Source organism: Exiguobacterium sp. s166, assembly GCF_018618855.1.
Taxonomy (GTDB): Bacteria; Bacillota; Bacilli; order Exiguobacteriales; family Exiguobacteriaceae; genus Exiguobacterium_A.
Genome location: NZ_JACSMU010000001.1, coordinates 677,469 through 697,865 on the forward strand (window position 1 = coordinate 677,469; position 20,397 = coordinate 697,865).

Sequence of the window (20,397 nt, forward strand, 5' to 3'; positions counted from 1 at the left end):
GGAGGTTCATCGATGAATATCCAGATGAATCCAACAAGTCCGACCCGTTCCGCCCCTGCGGCTACCTTATCGGAGACTAAAACATACAGCGGAACCGTCCTTGAAAAGACAGGACCGAATACAGCCCTCGTCCAAGTCGGTCGCGAAAAGGTCGAGATGACCTTCACGGGAGATGTCCCGGAAGGCACGTTCCAATTCCAGGTCAAAGGCCAAACGACGGAAGGTTACCTGATCGAACAGGTGACGGAGCAGGCCGATGTCCCGGTGACCGGACCTGCCAAACCCGATTCGTCTGGTGTCGATGCCACCTTACTCGACGATCTCCCACCGGAATTAAAACAAGCCATTGCCCGACTGCTTGCGACCGGTCAACTGCCGCAGACGCCGGAAACGGTTGCCCGCCTCGTCGCTGCCCTGCAGGGGACCCACAAGGACTTGGTTCTCCAGCTCGTGACACGCCCGTCCGACAGTGCGTTGCCGCCCGATGCCGATGTCTTGATTGCCCAGTTGCTCGGCTCAACCGATGCATTGGTCGACGTTTTACCAGAACGACAGGCCGTCATCGAGAAACCGACACTCAGCAACGTCATCGCGCTCGACGTCGCCCGTACGACGCTTCCGACGCATCACGATATCGATCAAGCAACACCGGTTGCCCTCCGGCAGATCGCAACGCATGTCCCGCACGACGCTCAACCGGACATCCTCGCCCGGATCGACCGTGGTGAGTTGACAGAGGTCCGGGAGCAGCTGCGGTCCTATTTTCCGAGTGAACGCCCCACACTAACGGAACGGCCGGTAGCAAGCAAGCTCGAACAACTGACGGCCGTCATCGCCCAGGCGCAAGTAGCGCCGGCAGAAAAAATTAGTCCGCCCGCCGCACCCGTCCGGTCGAATCTGACGGTCATTGCCGAAGTGACACCCCGACTCGCCGAAGTGACAAATGACTTCCGGCGTGAGCAACGGACGATCGTCTCGCAACTGCGGCAAATTGAATCGCTTGTCGAGGAGCGTCCGCTCCAGATGGCCCAAGTCATCGAAAGTACGGCAAATCGCCTGCGGCAAACGTTCCAGCAGACGGACGCAATGTTACATACGAGCATGCGTGATGAAAAACAATTGATCCAACTGTTATCAAAACTCGAACGGGGAACGGAACTCGCCCTGCTCGGACGCGGCGCGGAAGCCAAAGCCGTCGTCCAGGATGTCCGCCAAACACTGGAAGCGTTCCGCTACTCCCCGGCGAATGTCCGGACAGCTTACTTACCGGAACTGAATCCAAGCTTACGGCCGGCTGTTGCAAACACGCAACAAACGCCGGTACCGCAACAAAGCCAGCCGGCTTCGACCGCGCAACGACCGATTCCCTACGAACCGGGACAAAACAGTCCACGGGTTTTACAGGAGACAGTCCAGAAAACGCTCCAGTTGCAGACGGCAGAATTGAAACTCGCGACACCGGCAGCGAATCCGGAAGCGGCGAAACTGCAAACGTTCCTGAACACACAGCAGCAGGTCAATAAACCGGACAGCAACCAGCAGTTGCAGCAACTGTTGCTCGCCCTGCCCGTCCAGCTCGTCGAAGGCACCGCCGGACTCCACGTCCACTTACAAAACAAACGACCGGATGAAGTGATCGACTGGGAAAACAACACGTTGTATGTCCAGCTCGAGACACCACGTCTCGGTGACATCGGCGTCCGTGTCGAGACCGTCAGCCGGAAGATGCAGATTACGATCGAAAATGATTTCCCGCTCCTCGAGCGTCTGGCAACACCGTTCCTCGAACGGACGACGGAAGCGTTACAAGCAACCGGTTATCAGGACGTCCGTATCCGCTTCGATGCTTTTACGAAAGATCAAACGACACCGGAAACCGTCAAACCGGACGAAATACCGACCGGTTACGATTACCGGATTTAAGGAGGCCCTATGTATCAGAAAATTGATTTAAAACACCGGAAGTCAGCGGCCGTCCTCCGGTACGATGAAGCGTCCGGTAATGCGCCGATCGTCGTCGCTCGGGCAACCGGTGCCGCAGCGGACCGCATTTTGCAAGAGGCGCGTGCCAGCGGCGTCGCGATTGAACAGGATACGTCGCTGCTCGGTCATCTGCTAGACCTTGATCTTGGAACGGCGATCCCGCCGCAACTGTATGATGTAATGGCCGAATTGTTATTATTGATTGAAGAACTTGATCACGCGAAAGGACGGAACTCATGACCGAACAGGAACTGTATCAAATGACTCCCCAACAATTGACGGAAACGATGTTAAAAGGTCTCGTCTTTCAATATGAACAGGCAATTACCGGTCGCGACGAGCGACGGTTCGATGCCGTCAACGTCCGTCTGCAAAAAGCCTACCAATTGCTTGAAAAACTGCAGTCCGGACTGAACGACGAAGGCGGCATCATCACCGCCCAGCTCGATCAACTTTATTATTACTTAGCAGAACAGACGTTACAGGCTTACATCGAGCCAACGCGTTTAAACGAATTGTTGCAACTGACGGAAGAACTGCTGATCACCTGGCAAGCGGCCAGTCTGAAGAAAGACCGTCCCCTCGTCCGGGCGGCACACCATGAGCGTTACGAAGGGATGGACTATTAATGCGGATTTCAAACAACGTACAGGCTTTGAAAGCCTACCGAAACTTAAGTGCCAATCAGATGAACGTCAAGACAACGATGGATAAACTGTCGAGTGGTCAAAAAATTAACCGCGGCGCTGACGATGCGGCTGGTCTCGCGATTTCTGAAAAGATGCGGAACCGTCTCAAAGCACTTGATAAAGCGGAACAGAACGTCCTCGACGGAATTTCAATGGTTCAAACGGTCGAAGGCGGACTCAGTGAAACACACAACCTGTTGCAACGGATGCGGGAACTGGCCGTTCAAGCAGGGAACGGAACACTTGCAACCGAAGACCGGACGGCGATCCAGGAAGAAGTCAATCAGTTGACGAATGAAGTCTCACGGATTGCCGAGACAACCCAGTTCAACGGTAAAAAACTATTGACAGGTGGCTTCAGTACAGAAGACAATGCGGTCTTCATTCAGACGAATGCCGGCGCGAACGAAGGCATTTCTTTAACGATTGATGATATGCGCGCACTCAACATCGGAATCAGTACGACCGTCAAACCCAACGCCGACGCCCGGACACTCGATTATCCAAGCGTCAACACAACACCGGAATACGCGCTCAGCGTCATGACGAACAGCGACGCCGATGAAGCTATCAGCCGTTATACACAGGCCATCGATACGATTTCCCAGCAACGGGCAAAACTCGGAGCGATTCAAAACCGGTTCGAAGCAACATCGTCCGTCCTCAGTGTCAGTAAAGAAAACCTGACGGCGTCCGAGTCACGCATTCGTGATACCGATATGGCGCGTGAGATGATGGAGTACGCGAAGTACAATATCCTCAATCAATCAGGCATGGCGATGATCGCCCAGGCAAACGCCTTACCGCAAGGCGTCTTACAACTACTCAACTAATCAAAGGAGGAATCACCCATGGACATCCGGCGCATCCAAGAAACAAGCCGCCTGCAGACACCGAAGACCGGACCACGTGAGGTTGAAGCGTCGACGACGTTTTCTGCCTTGATGCAGGATAAGCGTGAACATAAAGGCTACGAACGTCTCCAACAAAAACTGATGCTCGTCGAAGAGCACGGTCAGTTGCTGGCGGAAAGCCAGACAATCGAGAACCTCGAAGAATATAAAGAAAAGATCAAGGACTTCCTAAAAGATGCCCTCGATCAGTCGCAACAACTCGAAGAAAAGCGTGGCTTCAACCGCCGTGGCCGAACGAAAATCTACAAGGTCGTCGAACAGGTCGATGCGAAGTTGCTGCAACTGACCGACAACGTCATTTCCGGCGAATCCCGCCGACTCGAGATTCTCGACCAGATCGGTGAAATCAAAGGAATGCTCGTCAACGTTTTTGTCTAAATTTATCTTGAGGAGCACGTATCATGCCTGATCTTTATCTTAAAAAATGCCGTTGCCCCTACTGTCTCAAAGAAACGGAGACGAAACGTGTCTTGAGCCGCCATATTCGTGTCAAACACACCGATATGGATGGCTTCATTCATTATCAGGGACCTAACGTCTATTTTTACGAACCCATCCAATGTAGCCACTGTCGTTTCATTTTCCATGAAGCGTTTGAAAAACTACGGCCTGATGTCCGAACGCTACTAAAAACGGACATCTTATCAACGCTTCCGGTCTTACCTTTCTCTGCAACAGAACGTTCTGTGAAACAGGTACTGTATCTATACAAACTATGTTTGTATATGGCACAAGTCACGTTACAAAAAGACAGCATCCAAGCGATGCTTGGTATTCGAATTTCATGGATGTATCGGTTGCTGGAAGATTTGGAACAGGAACTTTCTTGGACGATGCGATCTGTCCAAAAATACGAAACCATCTATTTAGAGTATTCGGATGCGGTCCGAACGGGTATTCCTCACGATGTCTTACTTTTACGGATCAGTGATTTGTATGCGACGTTAGGCGATACAGATAACGCCAAACAATGGTACGGTCTCATTTTCCAAAGTAAAACGGTTTCCGATCGAATTAAAAAAGAAGCCCGCGAGCACTGGGAACTGTACCGCGAACAACATCCCATTTAATTTTCTCCCCTGTTTGTCTGCGATGTGTTGGACGAAACAGGGGTTTTCTTTTTGGTTGACGAAATCCATACATATAAGACATCGAGGAAGGAGGCGAACACATGACGAGACCTTACGCAACCAGTCTTTATTTACTTGTGACCTATCTGATTCTAGCATTGACGTTTGACCAGACGTGGACCCCTGCCATCGCCGGCAGCATTACCTTAATCGGCTTAAGTTTCTGTTCCTGGTCAGCGTTTGTTCATTTTTTAAGACGACCGAATCATCCGTACCGTAGAATCGGTCAGGCGATTGTGTTATTTTGGCTCGGAATTGTCATCAACTCTGTTTTAGCATCGTTACCCGACCGGTTCCACCCTGTTTGGTCTGACGCCTTGGCAAATGTGACACTGACACTTTTCTTATTCTTGACCGCGATGACCTTGGCCCAACTAATCGATTGGTCCTCGTTCCGTCAAAATCGGTTGCTTTATCTTGATGGCTTTATTTTATTCGGCATGTCGTTCGTCTTCGGTTACGTGATGATTTTACAGAATGTGCCTGATTTTTCCCGAAATACCGTCGAACTGATTGCGATGACCATCTATTCGCTCTGTTTCATGGCACTGATTTTGTTTTCTCTGATCCTCTACACGACGGGGCTAAGCGATACAGTACGTCACCGGACGCTCATCCAGGCCATTGCCCTGTTTTGTGTGGCGAACTTCGGTTACTACACGTTTTTGATTCGTGGCCAGTTTGATCTTGCCGTTTTTTTCTTACCGCTTTATCCACTCAGCTTGTTTGAACTCATCCGTTACTTCCGCCGCGTCCCGGCATCGACGACACGAAAATATACGTTGTCGCGTCCGTATTTACCGTACATTAGCCTGGTGCTGTTGCTCGTCTGGATTTCCTTTTTCCAAGTTCCGCTTCTCGTTTACGTCTTGTCAATCGCCTTATTGTTTTCGTTGTTTTTAATTCGTCAGTACTTTTCAGAACGGCTAAACCGGCGTTTATTAGAAGAATACGAAGTCATCCAGCTTGATCTCGCGCAACAGGTCAAGGAACAGACATCCCTCCTCGAACTGCGGAAAGAAGAGTACCGGCGATTGTTTCTCGATCATCCGGAACCGATTCTTCAAGTCAACCGGATGGGGACCCTCCAAACGATGAATCCGCCGGCCTTGCAGCATTTCGGTCAGCAACTCCCGGAATACCTGTCGTCACAACTCCGTCGAGAAGTCGTGCGCCTGGAGACAAGCAGGAAGCTGTTGTTGCATGAAGGAACCAGAACATACGATACGACGCTGATTCCCGTTCCGGATCACGAATATGTCTACGTCCTGCTGTCGGATATTACTGAAACGCTCGAACAGCAACAGTGGCTCGAAGAACTTGGCTATCACGACGCCTTAACCCGGTTACCGAACCGTCGGTATTTTGAAAACTTTCTGCAGGACCGATTGGTGCAGATTGAATCCGGTTCGTTGCTGTTCATTGACCTCGACGGGTTCAAACAAGTCAACGACAGGTACGGACATGACGCCGGCGATTATGTCCTGCAGGAGACCTCGAACCGGCTCCGGGAAGATGAAGTTGCTGCCCGGCTCGGAGGTGATGAGTTCATCGTCTTTTTATCCCGCTCCAAAGCAGAAACGATTCGCTACACGGAGGACTTGATCAACCAACTTAACCGACCTTTTTGGTTCCACGGGACGTCAATGTCGGTTACACCGTCGATTGGGATTGCCCGTTATCCGGAAGACGGAGCGATGTACAGCGTCAAACAGCATGAGAAAAATGCTTATCGCTTTAAATGAAAAAGGACTTTCCGCGATGGAAAGTCCTTTTCGTTACAACGACTCGCGCCGATATTTTTCTTCTTCATACGCATCCGGTAAATCAGAAATTGGCCGTTCGGCTTCTTCCCAGGACTCCGACTCGACATCCGGTTCGATGAACTGATCGTACGATCCATCGGAACGGTAAAATGGTTTGACGACCTTTCGTTTCTTGTCTTCACGTTTTGGCACGCGAGATCCCTCCCTACTTCTAGAAAGTTACTGACGAGAATCAAAATATGGTGAAAAACTACCTTCGACTTCTTCGTACGGATCGATATACGATTTTCGACTTGTTTTCGTCTGACGCAATTGATTGATTTGTACCCCTAATTTAGCGGTTTCTGACGATAATTTCAAGTCGATTTTTTGGCTTTCTGCAACCAGCTCTTGAATGACGGCTTGATTGGCGCCGGCCAGTAAGTTCGAATGAGCGGCGATGAATGCTTCCCGTTCGTTCAACAAGTTCTGGATTTTCAGTAACCATTCGTCATAAACGTCTTCGTCCGGCGTCTGCTCAAGCAGTTCCATCAAGTGTTTCGTTTTCAGCCGAAGCGGATCGAGCGGACTCATCGTTGACGCGCGAGCTTCATCGCTTCTTTCCATGTCTCGCGGAACTCTTCCGCAAAGCCAATCACTTCGTCGATTGCAACAACATCATTTTTGACATTGGCGTCAATCAGACGTCCCTGCATGTAGTCATAGAGATTATTTAAATCTTTTGATAAAGGAATCGACTGGTTGAGTGTTAGTTGAAGCTCGAGAACAATTGCCTGGGCTTTTTGAATGTTCATGTTTTTTTGTTCAATTAAACCTTGTTCAATCGATCGTTTCGAAAGCATCGCAAACTTGATCAGTCCTTCATATAACATCAATGTCAAGTCTTGTGGTAAGGCCGTCGTAACAGAGTTTGTTTGATATGCTGCGTAGGGATTAGCCATCTGAAGTCCTCCTTATTGTCCTAAGTATGAAGCGAGCGTCGTCGATTGGCTGTTCGCTTGGTTCATCGCCTGTTCCATCGCCGCAAAGCGACGGTAATAACTATTTTCTTTTGTTTTTAATTTATCTTCCCATGTCAACATGCTCTTGTCGATATCTGCAAGTGATTTCCCGAGTCGGTATGTCGTCGCAACAGCACCATCAAGTCCTGCGACTTTTGAGACCTTATCACGCATTGTCGTAGCGAAACCTTGGATTTGACGAACAAACCCGTTGATTCCATTTGTACTTGGAATAGGGTTTCCTTGGGCATCTTTTGCTGGTTCTGGCGCCGTAGCTGTAAAGAGTTTGTAGACGCCTTCTGGTTGCTCTTCAAGCATCTTCTTGAGTTTCGTTTCATCGATTCTCAGTTTCCCTCCATCACGAAAATCGCTGGTCGACGTGATTCCGATTTGTGATATGTAATTCAACTGGATTGTATCCGTTCCTGATGTATACGAATAGCCGGTATCAATCTTCGCTGAAATCGCACTTCGGAAAGATGTCATACCATCACGCAGGAAACTATCGTTTTTCAAGACACCACTCATCGCCTTCTCTTCCCACTTCTTGACCTCATCTTCACTTAACTCTTTTCGCTGAGCATCCGTCAACGGCTGAAAATCACGATATTTTTCTTCTCGAACTTTTTTATTCATCTTGTCAATCAAGTCATTATACTTATCAACAAACTTTTTGATCGAGTCAAAGTTTGCTTGGGTATCGAGTTTTGTATTGAGAGTGATTGCTGTATTGGAAGTACCGTTTAATGTGATTGTCAAACCATTTTGTGTAAAGGTGTTAGTTCGTTGTTCAAGTTCTTGGCCACCTATTGTGTACTTCGCATTTTTTCCGTCTTGTCCAACACCATCGATTTGAGAATTTACCTTTTGTGTTCCTAGATTAGCATCTGTAATAGTGATGTCAGGACCATTCGGATTAAGTTTTCCAGTACTCGTTTTCGTTAACACCAGTTTACCTGTAATATCATTATAAACCGCACTCATTCCAAGATTCGTTTTGCTATTGATTGCAGAAGTTAAATCAGCCAATGTTTGTGTCGAATCGAGTGACAGTGTTTCAGTAACAGCTGTACCGTCAGCAGAAAATGTATTGATTTGAACGTTTACTTTTCCACCAGTCGTGTCAAATAATCCACTGTCAGCAAGTGTTGTACTCGCTGATTTTCCAGCTGTTGTTGCCATCGCAACAGATGCTGATGATGCTAGTTGTCCAACTTTTTCAATGGTCACACTTCCGGCTGGAGCTGAAGGACTAGCTGTAACAGCAATTTTAGCATTATCTGAATTTACGACTGTTTTAGCAGTATAATTCTTTGAAAACAACATATCACTAGCTGCAGTTCTTAAATCAAGTAATCCCCTATTCATTTCACGGTAAGCATCGCGTTGCCATGTTAAGGTTTGTTTTTTTTGTGATAAACGATCAACCGGTGCACGTTCAACTTGCATTAATTGTTTAATCATCGTTTCTGTATCAATTCCACTTGCTAAACCACTAAGACGTATTCCTGCCATCCAATCAGTCCTTTCAAGTTAAATCCGCTTATCAATTAGTTGATTAAATTCCATGAAAGCTGCAAAAAAATCCAATTCCTTTTTGCTTGGAATTTCTTGTACGACATGATTATTCGTATCAACAATTTGAATATAAAATTCATTGAGCTTTTCATGTTTGACAAACTTTAATCCAGTTCTTTGAGTTTCTAACTGTAGGTTTGCTTTTTCAATAGTCACTTCAAGCTTTGTTACATGTTGTGGAGTCGGTAAGATGACGATTCCCTCTTGTGCCAATTCCTCTTGATTAGCTTCAACAAAAACATTTCGTGTCGCTTCGTAGGGTAAGACGTTTGCAGGCAAATGAAGCCGAATTTCCGTAGTGATGGAATTCATGAACAAACACTCCTTAATTATTCTCTATGTAGTATATCGGCATCTTCTATTAAGTTGTAATAGCTGATATCAAAATCAATAGAAAAAGGCCATGGAACAAGTCCATGACCTTAAGTAATAAATCTAATCAGTTATGATTAACGAAGTAATTGAAGAACGCCTTGCGGTTGTTGGTTTGCTTGCGCCAACATTGCTTGTGCAGCCTGTGCAAGGATTGAGTTTTTCGTTTGGTTCATCATTTCTTTAGCCATATCAACGTCACGAACGCGTGATTCAGCCGCTGTTAGGTTTTCAGAAGAAGTTTTAAGGTTGTTGATTGTGTGATCGAGACGGTTTTGGTAAGCACCGAGTTTCGAACGTTCTTTAGATACTTCAGTGATAGCACCTTCGATGTTTGTTACTGAAGCTTTAGCTGTTGCGTGAGTCGAAACATCTACACGTCCTGCAGTTGCGAGGTTTAATACGCCGTCTGTTTTCATGTTACGGATGTTCAAGCTCAAGTTTTGGTCTTCGTTAGCACCGATTTGGAATGTAACTGCTCCAGGATCTACAACAACGTTACCAACTGCGTCATCTGCAGTGTAACCAGCGTTTGTTTTGATCGAGATACCGAACTCAGAGAAGTTCAAGTCTTGAGCACCGTCTGCGTTGCTGATTGTTTGCGTTTTAGTTCCGAATGTCATTGTTAATTCGCCAGCAGTTCCGCTAGTGATTGCATATGTTCCAGCAACCGCACCGTTAGTAGAAGCACCTGCTACACCTTTAACATCAAGAACTGTAGTAGTCGCAGCATCTTGATCAACAGTTCCACCAAGTCCACCATTTAAAAGTGTCTGTTTGTTGAATTCTGTTGTTTCACCGATACGGTCGATTTCGCTCTTTAACGCTGTCAATTCTTCTTGAATAGCGTCGCGGTCTTGAGTAACGTTTGTATCATTCGCACCCTGAACTGCTAATTCGCGCATACGTTGAAGAATATCGTGTGTTTCGTTTAAGGCACCTTCAGCTGTTTGAATCATTGAGATTCCGTCTTGAGCGTTACGTGAAGCTTGATCAAGTCCACGAACCTGCGCACGCATTTTTTCAGAGATTGCAAGACCAGCAGCATCGTCGCCCGCTTTGTTGATGCGAAGACCTGAAGCTAATTTTTCCATTGATTTCCCTTGAGCAGCAGAAGCGCTCGAAAGTTTGTTGTGTGTGTTAAGTGCTGTAATGTTGTGATTGATAATCATTGTAATTTCCCTCCATAGGAATAAATTTTTTGTCTCTTTGAAGATCCTTCTTCTCCGAGATGCGCCCCCTGGCCGGCCCAAGAGTAGCGCGGTGGTTGTAGTCGATGACTGCTTCCACTCTATATATCGTCGCAGTACCGAAATGTTTAACAGTTTCGCTCAAAAAAAATAAAAAAGTTCAAACAAAAATCGCAGACGCTACTTCCGTCTACGATTTCTGATTTACAGACGTGTCGCACCTGTCTCTTCCTGTAGTTGTTCCGCGACTGCAACCAACTCTTCCATCGCGCCGTTAACCTCACCAAGTGAAGCCGCTTGATGGCTTGATGCCTGCAAGACCTGTTCCGCATGTTTCGACGCTTCTTCGACCATCGCGAGGATATTCGCCGTCGTTAAACCAACCTGATCGATTTCTTTATCCGACTTGATGACGAGTTGATCGACCGACTGAACACGCGAATAAACACTTTCTGTCGACTGATGAATCTCTTCAAACGACGAACCGGCTTGTTCGACGAGACCGACACCGGTTGCAACTTCTTTTTGAACGTCTGTCATCGCATTCGCTGTATCGTTGACGAGACGTTTGACTCCAGAAATCAAATCGGTGATTTCTTTAGCTGACGTTGCGGTCTGTTCGGCGAGTTTTTTGACTTCCGCTGCGACGACAGCAAATCCACGTCCGGCATCACCGGCACGAGCCGCTTCAATCGAGGCATTTAGACTGAGTAAGTTCGTCTGAGCCGAGATATCACTGATGACATCGGTAATCCGCGAAATTTCACCTGTCATACCGGTCAGTCGACTGTTCAATGTCGCTGATTGTTCCATCTTACTTGAAATCATATGCATCGCTTCGACAGAATCTGTCGCCAGCGTCTTCCCGTTCTCAGCTTCTGTCTGCATGACGGTCGCCGATTTCAACGCTTCATTCATTTCTTTGGCGACTTCGTCCATCGTCCGTTTGACGGCGCCGAGCGCATCCATCGACAGATAAGCTTGATCGACGTTTTCATTCATCTTCGTCGAGAGCTCTGCCATCGCCGAACGGATGCTTTCGCCTGATGCATTTCCTTCCTGAACAGCCGCTGCGATTTCCTGCGCTGATGCTGTCAATTTATCACTTGAATTGCCCATCTGTGTTGCCTGTTTGCGGATATGTAAGACCATGACTTCGAGTTCATGCATCAACTGATCAACTTCGTCGCCGCGTTTTGCTTCTTCGAAATCGACGTTGAAATTACCGTTTGCGACTTCACGCGCTGTTTCCGTCGCCTTTTCAATCGCTTTGATTGGTTGACGGAGAATCAATTGGATCAATGTTGAACCAATAATGGATAAAACTAACCCAATTCCGGCACCTAACCAAATTGACGGTCCGTCCCCGACATCAAGTCCTCGGTTTAAGAACAACGTCAACTGTGCTGAAATCCCACCGGTAATGACTGAAATCGCCAAGACCCAGATAAACAATCGCATCTTTAAATTTTTCCGTAGCATACTCATCTTCGAAACTCCCTTTCCTGTTTCAAATCTCATCACCTTCTTTATCGGTCACTTCTGAGAACGCTTTAATAGAATTGACCTGATTTTGCAGTTCACACCTTCATACTTTCGTCACATCGATATTAGGCATAACAAAAAAACATCCAGTCAATACCTTCTATAGAAGAAGGAAGTTGACTAGATATCTGTTGGTGTTACTTTATCAAAATTAGGCGAGAATACTACCACTTCTAAACATTAAGGGCGAAGCCCTAGTGAAAGTGGAAGATGAATCGCCAGCCTGTTTTTCGGGTATATTCCCTTTGAAGGAGGTGAAAAATGGTGTTGAAGCACAAGGCCTACAAATTCAGAATCTACCCCACAAAAGAGCAGGAAATCCTGATCGCGAAGACAATCGGGTGTTCGCGCTTCATCTTCAACCACTTCTTAGCGAAGTGGGATGAAACCTACAAAGCGACTGGAAAAGGACTCTCTTACGGTTCTTGCTCGAAAGAAATTCCTATTCTGAAGCAGGAGTTTGACTGGCTGAAAGAAGTCGATAGCACTTCCGTGCAAACTAGCGTCAAACATCTTGCCGATGCCTATGACCGCTTCTTCAAGAAACAGAACGAACGCCCTCGATTCAAGTCGAAGCGGAACCCCGTCCAATCGTATAAGACCAATATTCAAGGGAAATCTCAACTTCCTGAAGTCTCTATAATCGGGAACAAGCTCAAAGTTCCGAAGCTGAAATGGGTCCGTTTCGCCAACTCGAAACAGGTCACAGGCCGTATCTTGAACGCCACGATCCGACGCACAGCTTCAAGAAAATACTTCGTTTCCCTGCTCGTCGAGCAGGAGATCAACGAACTGCCGAAGACCGGTTCATCCGTTGGCGTCGACGTCGGACTCAAGAACTTCGCCATCCTGTCGGACGGCACGGCATACAAGAACGACCGTTACTTCCGTTCGCTTGAGAAGAAACTGGCGCGCGAACAGCGCAAGCTCTCCCGCCGTCAACGCATCGCTTTGAACAAGAAAGTCACGCTTTCCGAGGCGAGGAACTATCAGAAGCAGAAGCGGAAGGTTGCCCGTATCCACGAGAAGATCGCCAACAAACGAACCAACTTCCTGCACAAGGTATCGACCGAGATCGTCAAAAACCACGACGTCATCGGCATCGAGACCTTGCAGGTGAAGAACATGCAGAGGAATCGCAAGTTGAGCAAGGCCATCTCGGACGTCAGTTGGTCGGAGTTCTTCCGCATGCTGGAGTACAAGGCAGAATGGTACGGGAAGACCGTCGTGAAAGTCGGCAAGACCTTCGCTTCCAGTCAACTGTGCTCCAGTTGCGGGCATCAACACAAAGACGTGAAACATCTCAACTTGCGTGAATGGACATGTCCGAGTTGCGGCATCCATCACGACCGTGATGTGAACGCAGGACTGAATCTCAAACAAGAAGCCGAACGCATTTTAGCTTCTTCAACCGTCGGGACGACGGGGTTAGCCTGATAAATTTTCGACCGGTAGGTCGGATAACTCAGGAATCTTCCACCTCTAAGCAAAGCGTAGGTGGAGGTAGTTCAATTGCGGTCAATCTCAACGTATTTATACGAAATATCTGTTCCAACGTTGTGACGGGCCAGATTTTTGACCTCCGTGTTTTGAAGGAAGGCATTTTTCCGTTGGTAAACCGGTGAAATCGCTTGATCGTCGAGCAACATTGTTTCCGCTTCGCTCAACAGTTCGAGACGTTTGTCCTGATCGAGTTCGTTTTCAGCCTGTTTTAACAGTCCATCATACTTTTTGTTCGAGTAGTCCATCATGTTGAACGGATTACCTGTCATAAAGAGGTTCAGGTACGTTGTTGCATCCTGATAATCCGGTGCCCAGCTCGCAAGTGACAGGTCATAATCCCCTCGTCCTTCACGCGCCAACCGTTCTTTTTTCGGCAGTGACAACAGCTTAACATCGATATTTTGTTGTTTCAGTGAACCTTGGATGTATTCGCCGATTTTCTTTGAGACATCGTCGTCTTCAATGATCATCGTCAACTCGAGGTTTTGATCCGCGAGTACTTGTTTCGATTGTGCTGCGTCAAACGATGATTCAATTTGACGTGTCTTGTCGTATTTTGGATCGAGTTCCTGCGGGACGATGTAATCGGCCGGCAGTGAGCCGTTTCCGAGTAACGTTTTGGTCAGTGCTTTTTTATCGTAGGCGGCATCAATCGCCTGACGTGTCTTCTGATTTTTAAGAGCTTCCGTTTTTTGATTCATCCGGATGAAGAACATCCGTGAGTCGCTAAACGTGTTGTACTCTTTTTTATTTTTGTACGTGACGACGTTTTCGGAGTTCAACGGTGCAACATCGAGTTCCCCGGTCTCAAACAAGTTGATCGCAAGCATCGGATCCTTGATGATTTTAACATCCACTTCATCAATTTTGACATTTTTACGGTCGGCGTAATCAGCGTTTTTTGCGAGCGTATAGCCTTGCTCGGCCTGATATTTCTTGAATGTGAACGGTCCGTTGTAGACGTTTGTTTTTGGATCCGTTCCAAACTTTTCACCTTGTGCTTTGACGATGTCTTCCCGGACCGGCATATACGTACCAAATGTCGTCATGCTGAGGAAGTATGGTGTCGGTCGTTTCAGTTCAATCTGTAACGTCTGATCGTCGATGACCTTTGTTTCTTTAACCGGCTCAAGCAGGTACGCGAACGGTGAATTCGTTTCGATGACGCGCTCGTAGGCATAACGGAAGTTTTCCGCTGTGACCGGTTTGCCGTCAGACCATTTAGCGTTTTTGTCCAACTTAAACGTATAGACTTTTCCATCTTCCGACACGCTGTGCGACTTCGCTGCTGCCGGGACCAGTTCATTGTTTGCATCAAACCGGTACAATCCTTCGTAGATTTGGTTAAAGATATTTGACGTGATGGCGTCTGCCGGGTCGACCGACAGGAGGTCATAACTTTCCATCGTGTGTAGGACTTTCTTGTCATTCTTATTTGGTGCTGCTTGTTCTGTATCCGTTGTGGAGCATCCTGCGAGCAGGAACGCCGTACTTGCCGCCGCGATCAATGTCTTTTTCATAAATAATTCCTCCTAAAGATAATGTGCGTTGGATGATTCGGCGTTCCTTGACGTAAACAAAAAAGACGCCCTCTATGCCACAGCAAAAGCTGATGCATAGAGGACGCCTGTATCCGCGCGGTGCCACCTCTAGTTGAGATTAAAAATCTCCTCTTGTCGCTGGTCCAACAACCAGCTAGCCCGGTAACGGGGGCAACCGTCCTGTCTACTGAATCGTTCAACAGGCTCTCAGCGGTCCATTCCCTGATCAGCTTACCGCGTCAGGCTCTCACCTTTCCTGACTCGCTTTGTCGGCAGTGTTGACGGTACTTACTCCGCGTCGTTGATTTGTTTGATATGGCTTAACTTGTTGTTTACTTTACACGGCTTGTTTTCAACTGTCAACGAAAAAAGCTTAGAACGGATGGTCCTCTTTGCGTTCCTGTTCTTTCCGGACCGGACGGGGACGGATCGGTTCGACGCGTTCAACATGTGTCCGCGTGATAACCCGATTCCCGAATGCCGCATCCAGTAAAATCGTAATTGCTGCCGCCATGTGCAACAGCATCCCGACGACAGGAATGAATCCGATTGTCGATGCGACGATCCCGACGATGTTCCCTTTTGACACCCGACCGGCACGTGCCGTCAAGACGACGACCACGATATGGAACGCTAACATGACCCAAAGCGCATTGTAACCTGTTCCAAAGACAATAAATAATCCACCAAGCACCGGTATCCCGAGCATTGCCTCTAAACCACCTGATACCCACTTCAACGTCCGTAATGAATCTTTACGACATTCCATAACGTCGCCTCCTCTTTTTTTCCATATGTGTAGTATACGACAAAACCGCGAGAAGGTTTCAGATTTATTTTAGAATATGAACTTGTTTTTCCCTGTTGTTTACTTCGCCATTTGTCACAAGTTTCCTAACAAAAAAGTTTCCGTCGTCCGGGCGCGACTCCTACGGGAAAAGGAAGGGCTTGTCCCTTCCGTCAGGAACAGGCAAGACCCGGTCGTCCGAAGAGGACGATCGCGGCTTGCGTTCCGCCCGAGGAAAGCGCGCCAACGGACAAACGGAAACATTTTTTCTATTTCAAGACCTGTGGTCTATCCAACAAAAAGAGCCCACTCGCGTGGACTTTCTTCTAAATCTATTATAAGCCAAGTACGTGGAACTGATAGCCGCGTCCGACAACAAAACCGGCCTCTTTATAGAGATCAAGCGCCCGCGCGTTATCCGTCTCGACATCCAGTTCAAGCTGCGTCCGACCGGTGCGGAACATCGCCTGGACCATCAGCTTCAGCATCTTCTTGCCGTATCCGTTTCCCTGTGCTTCCGGACGGACGGCAAACGCATGAATGCTCGCTTGCGTCTCAGACGCTAAGTAAGCCCGAATGACACCAACCGGTTTGCCGTTTGCGACACCGATATAGGTGACACGATCATCCGACTCAATTGCTTGATAGATGGATTCCGCTTCATCCGCTGTATTGCCGAATGACGAACCAAGTGTCTCGACGATGAACGGACGATCGTCCGCTGTCGCTTCCCGCAGTTCAAAATCCGGGTCCGCTTTTAGGAACAATTGCGCTTTTTTCAGGACCATGTTGTATTCCGTCATCCGGTACCCGGCACCGAGCTGACCAAGGACGGCCTGGCCCGATTTACTTTCATCATCAATGACGAACGTAAACGCTTCGACCCCTTGCGGACGGGCCGCCTCTTTCGCCGCTTCGACGAGTTGCGTGAAGACACCCTGTTTCCGGTAATCCGGATCGACGAAGACATTGATTTCCCACTCTGTCGGTAAGTAAGCGAACGCTTGCAGATAACCGATTAATTTCGTATCGTCATAAATCGCGAAATCATTTTGTCCGACCCAATCTGCGGCGACTTTCAATTCAATGCCGTCGTGATCGTTGACACATTTCTCAAGTTGTAAGACTTCTGTTGTTTGTTTAACTTCTGTTACTGTCCATTCCATTTCACTTCACCTCAACCTTTACTATATCGGACCATCAAAAGAAGCACTAGCAAAAGCTGGTGCTCCTTGCAGTTTCCTCATTTTAATTTGAATGTCTTCATCATCGCCGGCACATCGTGTGTGATTAAGTCGGCAATCTTTTGTTTCCCGGCTGCGCCTTTGACGGCTTCCGTCGGTTGCACATAATAGTATGTTTTATTGCCTTTTGTGCCGAGATAGGTTCCGAACCCGACTTGTTTCTCAAATTGTTTTTTCGTTAATTTTTTCGGTTTAAAGTTCAAGTTGACGAGCATTTGATCTTTTCCCTTTACTTTATAGTAGAGCGAAAACGTCCCGCTACGTGTCACGATACCGTATTTCGTCTTGACGGTTTTGTTTTTGACGACATCGATCTTATCCTGCTTGATCGCTGTCTGCAAGGCTGTCGTCGCCTTGACGGAATAGCCGAAGTCCTTGTTTTGAATCGTGCCTGTTTTGTACGTCACGTTACTTGCGCCGAAAGCTGTCACCGGAATTAGACATGCTCCGATTAATACCCCTGTCATTGCTACTCGTTTCATGCTAACTCCCCCTTAACTCTTCGATAGTAAAGGAATTCCCTTTTGTGAAATAGGTAAACTCTATTCTTGAAAAAGATTTGACGGAATTGTCTAAATTTCTTACGATAGAACTAACGAAACGAAATGGGGTTAAACTGATGGCTGAACAAGAACTATTAACGCAAGAACAGCTCGATAATCTGCTGAAAAATTCGTTTGCGATGCAGGTACCAATCCTCGAGAAGTTCATGAAAGATACACATGACCGCTATGCACTTGCAACGACATCGTTCAAACGCGACATGGATACGATGAAAGAATCAGAGTGGCACCAGTTCTTCGCCGGTAAATTGTTACCGCACTTCTTCCTCGAACATCTTGGTTTCGGGGCGTCGTTCCGCTTTAACGGACACGACAAGGAAGTCGATCTTCCGGAAAACGTTGTCCCAGTTCGCAATGATGCCGATGATCAAATCGCAAAAGTCGTCCTCGGCGTTGAAAAAGCGATGAAGGATATGCACATCAAAAATCATAGTCTGGTGGCGAAATTCTACCAGGAGACACTCGAACTCGCTTGTCAGATGGGCAGCCGCGTCGGGATGAGCGATGAGTTCTATACGCTCGTCAAACCGAGTCTCGTTCAAGCCAACGATTCTGAATAACCAACAGGTCCCGCTCTTCACTCAGGTGAATGACAGGACCTTTTTTTCTTTTGCTTATTTGAACCGGATATAAAAGCAGGCACCACCAAGCATGCTGTCCCGGACACCGTACGCTAAGCCGTGACTGTCGAGAATCAATCGGCTGATGGCAAGACCGAGACCATGCCCGGAGCCGCCGGTCTGTTTGACATACAAATCCCAAATTGTCGAACGGTCGCGTTCTGCGACACCGCTTCCGGCATCCTCCACCGTCAACTCGGTTGCTGTCAGCCGGACTAACACTTCACTTCCGCTCGGGGCAGCGACGTGGGCGTTCATCAGAAAATTGACGAGAACCCGTTCGAACATCCGCCGATCAAGCGAAAGCAGGACCGGTTCTGTCTCGACCGTCAAACGAAGACCGCCTTTTTTGAACGTCGACCGTAACCGTTCCGCTGTTTCTTCGACTAATTGATTCACTGCCACCTCTGTCCGGTCAAGCGGCATCATCCCGCCGGCCAGTTTCGAATAGACCAGCGTCTCATCAATCAACAGCCCGAGCCGATCCGTTTCTTCGATGATACTGGTTGTGACGTCCGGCAGTTCGTCGACTGGAATCACTCCGGCCGCCAGAGCTTCCGTCTCGTTGCGGATGATGGCGAGTGGTGTCCGCAAATCGTGGGTGATTCCGGCAATAAACGATTTTTGCAACGCTTCTTTCTGGATCAGTTGTTCCTGCATCTCATCGACGGCGTGAATCAGATCACCGACTTCATCATTCGGTCGGTCCGGTAACAGAACGTCTTTTCGTCCGTCGCCAATCTCTTTCGCAACGGTCCGCAGTTCCATGATCGGCCGGATGAATTGCCGTCCCATATAATAGGCCAGTCCGGTTGCGAGCAGTAAGGCGGCAAGTAACGCAACACCAATCGCCAGATAGACGCCGTCGAGGGCACTGCTTGCGAGCGGTGCTTCGCGGATTGTCGTGATGACGGTATCGCCGCTCATCAACTGATACGTCAACAGCCGGTTCCCCTGGACTTCGATAATGTCTTTTTGTTTGAGATCGTCAAGAATCGGCAGTTCGACGACTTGCCGTCCCCGTCCTCCGATTCGTTCCGTCACTTCGTCACGGGTGATAAACCCTTGAATTTCACGCGGTACCGGACGATTTTCTGCCAGTGCTTCCTCGATGATATTTGCTTCCCGCATCAACTGACTGTAACGTTCATCTTCCGCAAACCGGTTGACGAGGAACGCCGTCAGACTGAAACTGAGTACGCCCATAATCAATAACGGCGCAATGACCGCCAGCAAAAACTTTCGCATCAACTTACTCATTCGATTGCCTCCAACCGGTAGCCGACCCGGTGGACCGTCTTCAACTGCTGTTTAATCGTCGGCATCTTATCCCGCAACTGTTTGACATGTGTATCGACCGTCCGCGTATCGCCTCCGAACGTATAGCCCCAGACTTCATCGAGAATTTGATCGCGCGTCAGTGCTTCACCCATGTGCTCAAAGAAATAGACCAACAGTTCGAATTCCATTTTCGTGAGACTGACGGTGTCCGTTCCACTTTGGACACGGCGCGCCTTCTCATCAATCGTCACGTCACCTAACTGCCGACCGACCGGCAACCGTTGCTTCAACGCCCGCTCGAGCCGGATGATCAATTCCTTGAGGACAATCGGCTTGACGAGATAATCATCTGCTCCAAGCTCCAGTCCGAACACCCGGTCGTCCGCTTCCCCGCGTGACGTCAGCATGAAGACGACCGGAGCCGGAACCGTCGCTTTGATGCCCGGGACAAGCGACCAGCCGTCCCCGTCCGGCAGGCGGACATCAACGAGGGCAGCGTCAAACGACGTACTCGCAAGTTTTATTTTAGCCTCCGCAAGCGACGCCGCGAGCGTGACCGTATAGCCGTGATGACGCAAAAAACGTTCCGTCACCTGTGCCAGCTTCAGTTCATCTTCTATCACTAAAATGTTCATCTTCATCCCTCCACTTGTAGTGTACCGTCTTTTTTGAACGGTTGACGTTTCTTTG

The 20,397-nt window shown here is 48.2% G+C and carries 22 protein-coding genes and 1 other annotated feature; of the genes, 9 read left to right on the top strand and 13 right to left on the bottom strand.

The window, feature by feature from the left end:
- Nucleotides 1-12: 12 nt before the first annotated feature.
- From KNP93_RS03400 to KNP93_RS03430, 7 genes are all read left to right on the top strand, one after another.
- Nucleotides 13-1,923: a hypothetical protein gene (locus KNP93_RS03400; RefSeq protein ID WP_214853121.1), complete on the top strand. Its 1,911-nt coding sequence runs from the start codon at nt 13-15 to the stop codon at nt 1,921-1,923.
- 9 nt (nt 1,924-1,932) lie between these two features.
- Nucleotides 1,933-2,223 (top strand): EscU/YscU/HrcU family type III secretion system export apparatus switch protein, encoded by a 291-nt coding sequence (locus KNP93_RS03405; protein WP_012371297.1) that lies wholly within the window; start codon nt 1,933-1,935, stop codon nt 2,221-2,223.
- The gene (locus KNP93_RS03410) at nt 2,220-2,612 is read left to right on the top strand and encodes a flagellar protein FliS (protein ID WP_131972306.1); all 393 of its coding nucleotides are present in this window, start codon (nt 2,220-2,222) and stop codon (nt 2,610-2,612) included. The genes KNP93_RS03405 and KNP93_RS03410 overlap by 4 nt, the downstream gene beginning before the upstream one ends.
- Complete coding sequence (locus tag KNP93_RS03415; protein ID WP_131972305.1) at nt 2,612-3,505, top strand: flagellin N-terminal helical domain-containing protein; 894 nt, start codon at nt 2,612-2,614, stop codon at nt 3,503-3,505. Before KNP93_RS03410 ends, KNP93_RS03415 begins: the two co-directional genes overlap by 1 nt.
- Before the next feature lie 18 nt (nt 3,506-3,523).
- On the top strand, nt 3,524-3,964 hold the full coding sequence (locus tag KNP93_RS03420) for a YaaR family protein (RefSeq protein ID WP_131502211.1): 441 nt from the start codon (nt 3,524-3,526) through the stop codon (nt 3,962-3,964).
- Nucleotides 3,965-3,987: 23 nt separating this feature from the next.
- A complete protein-coding gene (locus KNP93_RS03425; protein WP_131502212.1) occupies nt 3,988-4,656 on the top strand; it encodes a DUF2225 domain-containing protein in 669 nt (222 codons plus the stop codon).
- A gap of 101 nt (nt 4,657-4,757) precedes the next feature.
- Nucleotides 4,758-6,461 carry a diguanylate cyclase domain-containing protein gene (locus KNP93_RS03430; protein ID WP_214853131.1) on the top strand — a complete coding sequence of 568 codons (1,704 nt, stop codon included), beginning with the start codon at nt 4,758-4,760 and terminating at the stop codon, nt 6,459-6,461.
- A 33-nt stretch (nt 6,462-6,494) separates the two neighbouring features.
- Here the strand turns inward: KNP93_RS03430 and KNP93_RS03435 are convergent, their stop codons facing one another.
- The 7 genes from KNP93_RS03435 to KNP93_RS03465 form a co-directional block, all read right to left on the bottom strand.
- Nucleotides 6,495-6,674, bottom strand: a complete 180-nt coding sequence (locus tag KNP93_RS03435; RefSeq protein ID WP_026827549.1) for a hypothetical protein — start codon at nt 6,672-6,674, stop codon at nt 6,495-6,497.
- Between the two features lie 27 nt (nt 6,675-6,701).
- Complete coding sequence (locus KNP93_RS03440; RefSeq protein WP_233494501.1) at nt 6,702-7,088, bottom strand: hypothetical protein; 387 nt, start codon at nt 7,086-7,088, stop codon at nt 6,702-6,704.
- Nucleotides 7,052-7,423 (bottom strand): flagellar export chaperone FliS, encoded by a 372-nt coding sequence (fliS, locus tag KNP93_RS03445; protein WP_214853135.1) that lies wholly within the window; start codon nt 7,421-7,423, stop codon nt 7,052-7,054. The genes KNP93_RS03440 and fliS overlap by 37 nt, the downstream gene beginning before the upstream one ends.
- Before the next feature lie 12 nt (nt 7,424-7,435).
- The gene (fliD, locus tag KNP93_RS03450) at nt 7,436-8,998 is read right to left on the bottom strand and encodes a flagellar filament capping protein FliD (RefSeq protein ID WP_214853138.1); all 1,563 of its coding nucleotides are present in this window, start codon (nt 8,996-8,998) and stop codon (nt 7,436-7,438) included.
- 18 nt (nt 8,999-9,016) lie between these two features.
- A complete protein-coding gene (locus tag KNP93_RS03455) occupies nt 9,017-9,373 on the bottom strand; it encodes a flagellar protein FlaG (protein ID WP_214853142.1) in 357 nt (118 codons plus the stop codon).
- A gap of 137 nt (nt 9,374-9,510) precedes the next feature.
- The gene (locus KNP93_RS03460) at nt 9,511-10,605 is read right to left on the bottom strand and encodes a flagellin N-terminal helical domain-containing protein (RefSeq protein ID WP_214853144.1); all 1,095 of its coding nucleotides are present in this window, start codon (nt 10,603-10,605) and stop codon (nt 9,511-9,513) included.
- Between the two features lie 222 nt (nt 10,606-10,827).
- On the bottom strand, nt 10,828-12,111 hold the full coding sequence (locus KNP93_RS03465) for a methyl-accepting chemotaxis protein (RefSeq protein ID WP_214853146.1): 1,284 nt from the start codon (nt 12,109-12,111) through the stop codon (nt 10,828-10,830).
- A gap of 321 nt (nt 12,112-12,432) precedes the next feature.
- Between KNP93_RS03465 and tnpB the strand changes: the two genes are divergently transcribed.
- The gene (gene tnpB / locus KNP93_RS03470) at nt 12,433-13,605 is read left to right on the top strand and encodes an IS200/IS605 family element RNA-guided endonuclease TnpB (RefSeq protein ID WP_214853469.1); all 1,173 of its coding nucleotides are present in this window, start codon (nt 12,433-12,435) and stop codon (nt 13,603-13,605) included.
- Between the two features lie 71 nt (nt 13,606-13,676).
- On the opposite strand, the gene KNP93_RS03475 is transcribed toward tnpB, so the two are convergent.
- From KNP93_RS03475 to KNP93_RS03490, 4 genes are all read right to left on the bottom strand, one after another.
- The gene (locus KNP93_RS03475; RefSeq protein ID WP_214853148.1) at nt 13,677-15,191 is read right to left on the bottom strand and encodes a peptide ABC transporter substrate-binding protein; all 1,515 of its coding nucleotides are present in this window, start codon (nt 15,189-15,191) and stop codon (nt 13,677-13,679) included.
- Nucleotides 15,192-15,287: 96 nt separating this feature from the next.
- Nucleotides 15,288-15,523 (bottom strand) — a binding site (T-box leader).
- A 62-nt stretch (nt 15,524-15,585) separates the two neighbouring features.
- Nucleotides 15,586-15,981, bottom strand: coding sequence for a hypothetical protein (locus tag KNP93_RS03480; protein WP_131502221.1), 396 nt, complete (start codon nt 15,979-15,981; stop codon nt 15,586-15,588).
- Between the two features lie 353 nt (nt 15,982-16,334).
- Nucleotides 16,335-17,165 (bottom strand): GNAT family N-acetyltransferase, encoded by an 831-nt coding sequence (locus KNP93_RS03485; RefSeq protein ID WP_131502222.1) that lies wholly within the window; start codon nt 17,163-17,165, stop codon nt 16,335-16,337.
- 77 nt (nt 17,166-17,242) lie between these two features.
- Complete coding sequence (locus KNP93_RS03490) at nt 17,243-17,725, bottom strand: hypothetical protein (RefSeq protein ID WP_214853150.1); 483 nt, start codon at nt 17,723-17,725, stop codon at nt 17,243-17,245.
- A gap of 137 nt (nt 17,726-17,862) precedes the next feature.
- Between KNP93_RS03490 and KNP93_RS03495 the strand changes: the two genes are divergently transcribed.
- Nucleotides 17,863-18,366, top strand: coding sequence for a hypothetical protein (locus tag KNP93_RS03495; RefSeq protein ID WP_114595083.1), 504 nt, complete (start codon nt 17,863-17,865; stop codon nt 18,364-18,366).
- A 54-nt stretch (nt 18,367-18,420) separates the two neighbouring features.
- Here the strand turns inward: KNP93_RS03495 and KNP93_RS03500 are convergent, their stop codons facing one another.
- Both KNP93_RS03500 and KNP93_RS03505 read right to left on the bottom strand, forming a co-directional pair.
- The gene (locus KNP93_RS03500; protein WP_214853152.1) at nt 18,421-19,686 is read right to left on the bottom strand and encodes a HAMP domain-containing sensor histidine kinase; all 1,266 of its coding nucleotides are present in this window, start codon (nt 19,684-19,686) and stop codon (nt 18,421-18,423) included.
- Nucleotides 19,683-20,342: a response regulator transcription factor gene (locus KNP93_RS03505; RefSeq protein ID WP_214853163.1), complete on the bottom strand. Its 660-nt coding sequence runs from the start codon at nt 20,340-20,342 to the stop codon at nt 19,683-19,685. The genes KNP93_RS03500 and KNP93_RS03505 overlap by 4 nt, the downstream gene beginning before the upstream one ends.
- Between the last annotated feature and the right edge of the window lie 55 nt (nt 20,343-20,397).